Origin of the sequence: Facilibium subflavum (assembly GCF_003574485.1) — a bacterium.
In the GTDB taxonomy this organism is placed as follows: Bacteria; Pseudomonadota; Gammaproteobacteria; order Francisellales; family Francisellaceae; genus Facilibium; species Facilibium subflavum.
The window spans coordinates 1-7,955 of record NZ_QLIT01000176.1 but is presented as its reverse complement, the minus strand read 5'-3'; the positions used below and the strand labels follow the sequence as shown (position 1 = coordinate 7,955).

Below are 7,955 nucleotides of genomic sequence, written 5' to 3'. Positions count from 1 at the left end.
ATGCGGCTTAACTTAGTGCCATTAGGCATTACCCTATTTACACCTCTACTATGAGCTAGTCCGACTACCTTGCTAAGCTTATCTCTAGCTTTTTAGGCTCCAAGATAAGCATTCAGAAATAGCAAGGTTCTCCCAAGTTCCAAAGCAATCAGTTCATCTACCCGCTACGGACTCAGACCCCGACACCTCCACGCATACTCGCCTTTACGTATTGCGTAGTGCTGATTTCAGGCATATGAAAACCTTGATCAGGTGCGACGATGGTATATTACGGGGCTCAATACCTTCACTCGCGTTGTGGCTGATAGACCGCCCTTACTACAGCTTCATAATGTTCGTTACCTTGCATTATGTGTAGTTCGGTTCCAGACTGGTGGCTAGCCTTTTTCTGGGCTGGATTGTCCAGCTTGATTGCCTTAGCTTTGCTTGGCGCACTCATATTGTTTCTCCAAAATGTGTTTGTTAATAACATTATCTACGATTACAGGGCCTAATAAATAACCATGGCGATAAAAACCATTTAAGGTGATTATATTACCAGAAATAGCAGTTTTCGGCATCCCAGAAGGAAAGCTTGGTCTGTTTCTACTAAAGCTTTGCAGGATCCTTGCTTCTAAAAATCCAGGGTGTATAACCGTTAAAGCACTAAGCAGATCCATGGTTGATTTAACTGAGATATTTGAATCATCCTGGCTTTGAATAGTCGTTGCACCAATATAATAAATATTGTTTTTTCTCGGTATGACATATAAAGGATAGCGCGGATGACAAAGCCTGATTGTTTTATCGATTGTTACATCAGGTGCTTTAACCACTAAAGACTCACCACGGATACCATGTAAGCCTTTTATTGCATTTTGTGCGCCAAGTCCTCTTGTATCAATAATATAATCATATTTTTGCTGCAGGTGTGTTAAATCGTTTTCAGCAATTTCTTTATTTAAATAGAAGTTAATATTTTTTGCCATGGCAAAGAATTCTTCGGTCTTTCGAAAAAATAGTGGTACATTAACAACGCCTTCATTCTTAATGCGTATACATTGATGAAAAAGTGCAGTATTTAATCCCGATATATTATTGTCTTTTGTATACTTATTTGTTGGTAATAAATCAATTTGCTTTTTATCAATAGCATCATATTGCATCAACTTATTATATAAGTGAAAAAAGTCAGGCTGATCATAACAATGTGCTAAAACTAATGTCCCATTATGCTGAAAAACATCATAATTTAATTGCTTATTGATCGACTGCCAGGCTGCAATGCTTTTTACACCTAATTGATATAGTTGGAGGTTGTTTTCCATTAACTCACAAAAAGGTGCAACCATGCCACCGGCTGCATAACCACAGCTGTCTTTACTCGATGGATGTAAAAATTTTTCATAAAAATCAATTTGGCAGTCAGAATAATCACGTAATAGTGATAATCCCATAATACGGCCAATAAGTCCGGCACCTGTAATTGCGATTTTCATTTTAATTTTCCCGCATGTGATAGAGTTTGGCACCTTTTTGAATAAAATCATCACTTTTTTCTTTCATGCCTTTATCGATTGCTTGTTGTTCAGTTAAGCGATGATCTTTTGCATATTCTCTGACTTCTTGAGTAATTTTCATCGAACAGAATTTAGGTCCACACATTGAACAAAAATGCGCTAATTTATGCCCTTCTTTAGGAAGTGTTTGATCATGGAAGCTTTGGGCTTTTTGTGGATCGAAACTTAGGTTAAACTGATCTTGCCAGCGAAACTCAAATCGTGCTTTAGATAAGGCATTATCACGGATTTGTGCACCAGGAAACCCTTTTGCCAGATCTGCAGCATGTGCAGCAAGCTTATACGTAACGATACCTTCTCTGACATCTTCTTTATCTGGTAAGCCTAAATGCTCTTTTGGCGTGACATAGCAAAGCATAGCCGTACCATACCAGCCAATTTGTGCAGCACCAACAGCTGATGTAATATGATCATAACCAGGTGCAGTATCAGTCACTAATGGGCCTAATGTATAAAAAGGTGCTTCAAAGCAATCGATTAATTCTTTATCCATATTTTCTTTAACCAGTTGCATTGGAACATGGCCTGGGCCTTCAATCATTACTTGGACATCGTGTTGCCATGCTCTTTTGGTTAACTGGCCTAAGGTTTCAAGTTCAGCAAACTGTGCTTGATCATTGGCATCTAATATGCTTCCAGGTCGAAGACCGTCGCCTAGTGAAAAGGCAACATCATAAGCCTTCATAATTTCACATATCTCATCAAAATGGGTATAGATAAAACTTTCTTTATGATGCGCCATACACCATTTTGCAATAATGGAGCCCCCTCTTGAGACAATTCCGGTTAAACGATTTGCCGTTAAAGGAATGTATCGTAAGAGGACGCCAGCATGAATGGTGAAATAGCTAACACCTTGTTCGGCCTGCTCAATTAATGTATCTTTAAATATTTCCCAGCTAAGTTTTTCTGCTTGACCATTAACTTTTTCAAGTGCCTGATAAATAGGTACAGTACCAATTGGTACGGGACTGTTTCGGATAATCCATTCACGGGTTTGATGGATATGCTTTCCAGTGGATAAATCCATTACGGTATCAGCACCCCATCGTGTCGCAATTATCATTTTTTCAACTTCTTCAGCAATCGATGAGCTGACGGCTGATGTGCCAATATTGGCATTAACTTTCACACTGAAATTTCGGCCAATAATCATCGGTTCTGCTTCTGGATGATTGATATTGCTAGGGATAATAGCGCGACCTGCTGCTATTTCCTGGCGAACAAATTCTGGTGTAATTTCATCTTTAATATCAGCACCAAAACTTTGACCTGGATGTTGTTTCAATAAAACAGGATCGCTGATATGCGCATTGGCTTTTTTTATGCTTTCACGCACGGCAACATAAATCATCTCTTTTGTGATGATGCCTTGGCGCGCATAATAAAGTTGTGTGACATTCTTATTATTTTTTGCTTTTAAAGGTCGCAATCTTTTCGGGAAAAATTCATTTTTTTGTTCATTGGTATATTGAGCAGTAAATTTACTCAGTTGTTCTATATCATTATTATCTTGTAACCATTTTTCTTTAAGCTTTGGTAATCCGTATATAAGATCATGTTGATAAGCCTCATCAGTAAAAGCGCCAGAGGTATCATAAACGGCTATATCAGGATTAGTAACAAAGCCATTTTCGCTGTAAGTTGTATTTTGTTGAATATAACGAAAAGGTATCTTAAGCCCCTGGGTTTCAATATAGCGCTTCTTAGAAGCAGGATAAGGCTGTTGTAAACTTTTATTAATAATCATCTTTTTTTGGCTCATGTATTAACTCCCATTTTATTTATTTTGGCTAATACATGCATAGGAATTTCAAAACGAATAATATTAAAGCAATATCATTGTATCAAACAACTTCCTACGCTAGTACTAACTAGATCAGGTACAAAGGGTTGCAAAAGTGCTCTCAGCTGATTTTTAAATCAGCACCCCTGTTGTTTAAAAGCAAGCCTTAGCTTACTTTGTTATCCTATCATACGATAAAAAAGTGCTTAAAGCATAAACTTTGCTGCAATAATCATTGAAATCACTTATATTTACAACAAGGACGATGTGTATTATTGCAGGAGGTTATATGCGATTTTTTAAAAAAATCATTGCGACTATATTAGGAAAAGCAACATCAGGACAATTATTTTTAGGATGTTTATTTGGGGTGATACTTGGCTTTATTCCAGGGTTTTCTTATTCACCGTTATTAAGTCTATTATTTATTTTCCTGGTATTGATTCTGAATGTTAATATTGGATTTGTTGTTATTGTCTTTGTCATCAGTAAAATTTTATCCTTTATTATAGAGCCTGTTTCCTTTTACATCGGGCAGCTTATGATTGATGGCGTTATGCAGCCTTTGATAAAATGGTTTGTAAATACACCGGTTTTAGCCTTTGCCGGTTTTGATTATTATCTGGTGACAGGTGCCTTTGTCCTGTCAGTTATATTAGGGATAATTTTTGGTATTATTTTGGTTAAGCTATTTGCGCAATTTCGCCAAAAAATGGCAAAACTTCAATCTGATACCGTTCAATATCAAAAAGTTGTATCTAAGTTTTGGGTAAAGCTTTTTTGTTGGATTCTATTTGGAAAATCCGTTCATAAGATTGACTGGAATCAATTAAAAGATCAGCGTTTGAAGCATCCATTTAGAATTTCAGGTATTATTATTGTGTTGATAATTATTGGTTTATTGTTTTTATTTCAGGCTTTTTTACAAACGCAGATGGTGCGTAATATATTGCAGACACAGTTAACAAAGCTCAATGGTGCTACGGTTGATTTTAAACATGTAAAGATTGATTTTACTGATGCCCAATTATCGATAGAGGGTTTGGGTGTGGCTGACCCGGACAATTTAACACAGGATCGTTTTTATGCTAAAGAATTAACAGCGAAACTAAATATTAAAGCGCTACTAACCAAACGTCTTGTCTTATCAAAAGTTGTTGTTAATGGCGTATCTACCTCACATCAAAGAAAAGAAAAAGCAGTACTTTATACAAAATTAGAAGAATCACCCGCATTAATAGATCAAAAGAGCACTGAGCAAAAAATAGAGCAAAGGACACAACAAAAAGAAGTCAATACTTATTCGGTTGAGAAATATATTAAAAATACGCAAAAATATCGCCAGTATGCCAACGATTTATATCGAATTATTCAATTTATCAGCGATAAAAAACAGACAAGTAAAGGACAGGAAGATCGCCTTGAAACCAAACAGCAGGTACAATCTTACGGCTATGCTAATGTTCAGGCACAATTCTTGATTGATAAAACCCCAATTCTGACAATACAAAAGCTTGATGTAACGGGTATTCAAATAAAAGACAGCCAAAGAATTTTTGATTTGAAAGCACAGAATATTGCGACAGAACCAGGACTGTTAAATGCAACCACAAAAATAAATCTAACTGATCGGCAAAACAATATTAGGGCTTATTTAGTCGATTATCATCAAGCTGAAAAAGTGAATCAATTTTCAATGCATTTGACAAATATACCGGCAAAATCCTTGTTTGATGATATTCAATTTCATAAAGGCTTTGCATTAGATGCCAACGATATGAGTTTAACAACTAATGGTACCTGGCAGATGAAAAATGATGAGGTGAATATTAACTTGCCGATTGATTTGAAACTGAATCAGGTAATAATTAAAGTAAATAATGTCACCAAAGAATTCGAAACATTACCATTAAAAATAAATATTGTCGGGAATTTACAAAATCCACTGATACAGTTGTCACAAAGCCAGCTACAGGATATTTTGTTACAAGCAGGAGTATCTGAGGTTAAAAGTCAAATCAAAGATAAATTAAAGGATAAGATCCCAAAAGAATTACCTTTTGGGTTTTGATGGAATAAGGTTAATAATTTTTTATTTATTTCGCTTGTTTGTTGTTTTGACAAAAATTTTACAAATTGTATTATGGTCAGCTCAGATAAGACAAACAGTACTCTAAAGAGGTAAAAGAAATGAATAGAAAACTAATTTATAGTTCTTTGTTGTTTGTATCATCAGCAAATGTTTTTGCTGTGAGTGCACCTGCACCACTTGATTGCATGAGTTTTAAAACGCATGCAGATTATAATGGTCGCATAACAATGACAAACAACTGTAATCAACCAATAGATTTAAGAGATGGCTTAATACAATTTAATAGCTCTCAGCAGGTAAGACGAAATTATTTTTGGGGAGAATTTGGTAAATTGGCGTACCCTCAGAACAGAACGTTAGCTAGTACGCCTTCAGATGATGGTTATATTATTTCAGCTGGGCTACAGTTTGCACAATCAACACAATGGTATAAACCAAAAACAAAGTTGGAAGCTGGAGATAGCATTACAATAAAATTCTCAAGCTTACCAACAGCACAGTACAGCCATGTTAACTTTACGCCTAATTCTCCAATACCTCCAGTTAAAAAAGATGGTGAAATAGATTTAGCTTTACCTGATAATCCAGGTACACAAAAGTTAGCAAATATTGAAATAATAGGAAGTACAGGTTATGATCAAACAATTGATTCAGCTTCTTGGAATACGGTCTTCCCAGTTAAGAATTTGCCATATGGAGACTACCAAATCAAGGTTAAAAATATCATTGATGGCAACAAAACTTATACAGGAAAAGCGCTTCCTGAATCATTGACGATCAATAATAATCAAGCAAAAACGGTTAATATAAATTATAACCCAGTTCAGGAAACAGGCGGTATTCAGCTAAGAGTGATAGCACAAAAACCTGAAGATAATATTAATAACCCTACATTTGAAATAACAAACTTGAAAACAGGTAATACTATTCAAAAGGAAATACCATGGAATAGTAGCCAAATTATTAGTGGGCTAACGGCCGCTGACTCTTATCAATTATCATCAGAGGCCGTCGTTGGCAAAAGTCACCTGTACAAAGCACAGTTTTTAGATGAAAATCCGGTTGTTATCAAAGCAAATGCAAACATAACAGAGTCTGTTTCATTTAAATCTTCTCCTGTAACAACGTCAGCTGTGAATAGCAACGTGACAGGACTTGTAAAAGGCCAGAAAGCGACAATTACTTTTAAAGATAATTTAAATTATACTTATCAAGCGCCTTTGAAAGAGGGGGAGTCTCAGGTCGCTTTATTACCAAGTAATCGCACTTATGCCGTTTCAGCGTCTTCTTTTTTACTTAATGATAAGACTTATACACCAACAATAACACCAAACCAATTTAATGTAATGCCAAATAAGCCTGTTTCTCTTGATATAAAATATAAAGCGAATGAAACGGGGAATTTTGTCACTTATTGGGGAGGATGGAACAATATCCCTTTGGATAAACTGGATAAAACCAAGGTTAATGTTGTTGATTTAGCTTTTGGTGATATTAAAAAAGATCAACAAGGACATTTTAAAGTGGATACGAGTGTTTCAGGTTATCTTACTGATGTTCCTGTTAATAATGGGAAACAAATTCGTCCAGAATACTTATCTTGGACAAATTATGCTTATAATCATCCTGGTGTGAAGTTTATGCTCTCAATTGGTGGAGCAACATTTAGTCATATTTGGGATAAACTCTTAACCTCTAAAACTGTTGATAGTATTGCCCAAGCAATTGTAGATAAACTTAAGTTAAATTATCCAGTTTATAATGGGAAGTTCGCTAATAAAGATAGCATTATTGGTTATGCGCATTTGGTTGGTGTTGATTTAGATGCCGAATCCAATAATAGAATGTCAGCACAGCAGGCTGACAACCTGGCAGCACTTATTAAGGCTATAAAACAAAAGCTTCCAGACACGTTGATTACCGTTGCTGGATTTTCAACAGGTGCTGGTGATAATGTTGATGGTAGAACTTGTGCAGTGCAAGGATCACGCCACTGTGGAGAATTAGTGCCTGTAATGCAAAAAGCAAAAGATGATATTTCTTGGATTAATATTATGGCATATAACGGTGGTCCTGATTATGCGTGCGCCAAGCAAAGCTAAGGCAATCAAGCTGGACAATCCAGCCCAGAAAAAGGCTAGCCACCAGTCTGGAACCGAACTACACATAATGCAAGGTAACGAACATTATGAAGCTGTAGTAAGGGCGGTCTATCAGCCACAACGCGAGTGAAGGTATTGAGCCCCGTAATATACCATCGTCGCACCTGATCAAGGTTTTCATATGCCTGAAATCAGCACTACGCAATACGTAAAGGCGAGTATGCGTGGAGGTGTCGGGGTCTGAGTCCGTAGCGGGTAGATGAACTGATTGCTTTGGAACTTGGGAGAACCTTGCTATTTCTGAATGCTTATCTTGGAGCCTAAAAAGCTAGAGATAAGCTTAGCAAGGTAGTCGGACTAGCTCATAGTAGAGGTGTAAATAGGGTAATGCCTAATGGCACTAAGTTAAGCCGCAT

At 36.4% G+C, this 7,955-nt stretch carries 6 protein-coding genes and 1 riboswitch; of the genes, 3 read left to right on the top strand and 3 right to left on the bottom strand.

What is annotated here, in order from left to right; genetic code table 11:
• Nucleotides 1-286 precede the first annotated feature (286 nt).
• From DNK84_RS14400 to thiC, 3 genes are read right to left on the bottom strand one after another with little or no spacing between them, the layout of a single operon-like run.
• Nucleotides 287-439, bottom strand: a complete 153-nt coding sequence (locus DNK84_RS14400) for a hypothetical protein (RefSeq protein ID WP_162902112.1) — start codon at nt 437-439, stop codon at nt 287-289.
• Nucleotides 417-1,478 (bottom strand): FAD-dependent oxidoreductase, encoded by a 1,062-nt coding sequence (locus DNK84_RS10330; RefSeq protein WP_162902377.1) that lies wholly within the window; start codon nt 1,476-1,478, stop codon nt 417-419. The genes DNK84_RS14400 and DNK84_RS10330 overlap by 23 nt, the downstream gene beginning before the upstream one ends.
• Before the next feature lies 1 nt (nt 1,479).
• Entirely contained in the window at nt 1,480-3,324 is a 1,845-nt protein-coding gene (gene thiC, locus DNK84_RS10325) for a phosphomethylpyrimidine synthase ThiC (protein ID WP_119344436.1), read from the bottom strand.
• Nucleotides 3,325-3,398: 74 nt separating this feature from the next.
• A riboswitch (TPP riboswitch) is annotated at nt 3,399-3,503 on the bottom strand.
• 131 nt (nt 3,504-3,634) lie between these two features.
• Here thiC and DNK84_RS10320 point away from each other — a divergent pair.
• The 3 genes from DNK84_RS10320 to DNK84_RS14395 all read left to right on the top strand — a co-directional run bounded on the left by DNK84_RS10320 (nt 3,635) and on the right by DNK84_RS14395 (nt 7,669).
• On the top strand, nt 3,635-5,416 hold the full coding sequence (locus tag DNK84_RS10320; protein WP_162902376.1) for a TIGR03546 family protein: 1,782 nt from the start codon (nt 3,635-3,637) through the stop codon (nt 5,414-5,416).
• Nucleotides 5,417-5,535: 119 nt separating this feature from the next.
• Complete coding sequence (locus DNK84_RS10315) at nt 5,536-7,539, top strand: glycosyl hydrolase family 18 protein (RefSeq protein ID WP_119344434.1); 2,004 nt, start codon at nt 5,536-5,538, stop codon at nt 7,537-7,539.
• The gene (locus tag DNK84_RS14395) at nt 7,517-7,669 is read left to right on the top strand and encodes a hypothetical protein (RefSeq protein WP_162902375.1); all 153 of its coding nucleotides are present in this window, start codon (nt 7,517-7,519) and stop codon (nt 7,667-7,669) included. The genes DNK84_RS10315 and DNK84_RS14395 overlap by 23 nt, the downstream gene beginning before the upstream one ends.
• Nucleotides 7,670-7,955 lie beyond the last annotated feature (286 nt).

What these genes read in the sequence shown, in the direction of transcription:
- DNK84_RS14400 (WP_162902112.1), bottom strand. Translation starts at nt 439, where the DNA reads ATGAGTGCGCCAAGCAAAGCTAAGGCAATCAAGCTGGACAATCCAGCC.
- DNK84_RS10330 (WP_162902377.1), bottom strand. Translation starts at nt 1,478, where the DNA reads ATGAAAATCGCAATTACAGGTGCCGGACTTATTGGCCGTATTATGGGA.
- thiC (WP_119344436.1), bottom strand. Translation starts at nt 3,324, where the DNA reads ATGAGCCAAAAAAAGATGATTATTAATAAAAGTTTACAACAGCCTTAT.
- DNK84_RS10320 (WP_162902376.1), top strand. Translation starts at nt 3,635, where the DNA reads ATGCGATTTTTTAAAAAAATCATTGCGACTATATTAGGAAAAGCAACA.
- DNK84_RS10315 (WP_119344434.1), top strand. Translation starts at nt 5,536, where the DNA reads ATGAATAGAAAACTAATTTATAGTTCTTTGTTGTTTGTATCATCAGCA.
- DNK84_RS14395 (WP_162902375.1), top strand. Translation starts at nt 7,517, where the DNA reads ATGCGTGCGCCAAGCAAAGCTAAGGCAATCAAGCTGGACAATCCAGCC.